Source organism: Aestuariivivens marinum, assembly GCF_022662175.1.
GTDB lineage: Bacteria > Bacteroidota > Bacteroidia > Flavobacteriales > Flavobacteriaceae > Aestuariivivens > Aestuariivivens marinum.
In genome coordinates, this window is record NZ_JAKMCR010000013.1 from 1 (window position 1) to 1,486 (window position 1,486).

At 43.7% G+C, this 1,486-nt stretch carries 1 protein-coding gene; it reads right to left on the reverse strand.

Annotated features, from left to right (window positions below):
* On the reverse strand, positions 1–1,486 hold a 1,486-nt coding region (locus MR053_RS13940), incomplete at both ends, for an HYR domain-containing protein (protein WP_242133012.1).

Here is a 1,486-nt window from a genome sequence, read left to right on the forward strand (position 1 = left end):
GCTGCTACCACATCTACAAAGGTGATAACCGGAGCACCGTCACAGTTGTCCGTCGCTGTGGCACTGCCCGTACTAGAAGGAGTGCTGTCTGCATCACAGGCTATGGTAAGATCCGATGGACAGGTGACAACCGGTGGGGCCGTGTCCTCAATGGTAATGACCTGGTCACAGGATGAACTATTGTTATTGGCATCGGTAGCCGTCCAGGTCCTGGTGATCACGGAATTGTTGCCCGTACCTGCTGCTACCACATCTACAAAGGTGATAACCGGAGCACCGTCACAGTTGTCCGTCGCTGTGGCACTGCCCGTACTAGAAGGAGTGCTGTCTGCATCACAGGCTATGGTAAGATCCGATGGACAGGTGATAACCGGTGGGGCCGTGTCATTCACTATTAATTGGAATGCACATTCAGAAGTGTTTCCTTCATCATCCGTTGCTGTTAAAGTAACAATTGTAGTACCAGACACCATCGTGCCGGCAACCGGACTTTGTGTAACTATTACATCTGTGTCACAATTATCTGAAGTCGTAACTAATCCTGTATAATCTAGAACCGTAAATTGACAGTTAGCATCGGAGCTTACACTCTGGTCATCTGGACAAGAAATACTTGGTGATTCATCATCCGTTACGGTTATTGTCATAACACATGTATTCGTATTTCCATTAGCATCAGTCGCTGTCCACGTTACCAATGTATCTCCTATTGGATATACATCACTCGCATCAGAAGTTCCATTAAAATCATTTGTAATTGTAACTACCCCGCAATTGTCACTCGTTAAAGGAGCGGGAACTGATACTGTTGCTTCACATAGTCCTAAATCGGTAGATTGAGTAATATTAGTCGGACACGTTATATCTGGTGCAGTAGTATCAACTACCGTTATAATCTGTACACAGGAAGATTCATTATCATTTTGATCGGTAGCCGTCCAGGTTCTTGAAATTGTAAAATTATTTCCAACTCCAGGAATTAAAACATCTGTATAATCTATTGTGATGGTTCCAACTGGTGCACAATTATCTGTGGCTGTTGCAATACCTGTATTGGCAGGCGAGGTATCTTCATCACACTCAACAGTTATATCAATTGGACAGGTAATCTCCGGTTCAACATTATCAACTATATTAATTATTTGAATACATGAAGAATTATTCCCACTAGCATCTGTAGCCGTCCAGGTTCTTGTAACTTGAGCATTATTACCAACTCCAGGTACGATTAAATCAGAATAATCAATTATTATATCATTAGCAGCTGTACAGTTGTCGGTTGCAGTAGCAACACCAGTTCCAGACGGTACCGCACCATTGGGGGTGCAAGCAACAGTTACATCTGAAGGGCATGTAATAGTCGGATCCACATTGTCCTCTACAGTAACTGTGGCCGTACAAGTAGAAACATTGTTGTTGTTGTCCGTCACCGTTAAGGTCACCGTGTTGGGGCCTATATTGCCGCAATCAAAACTGTTCACGTCTA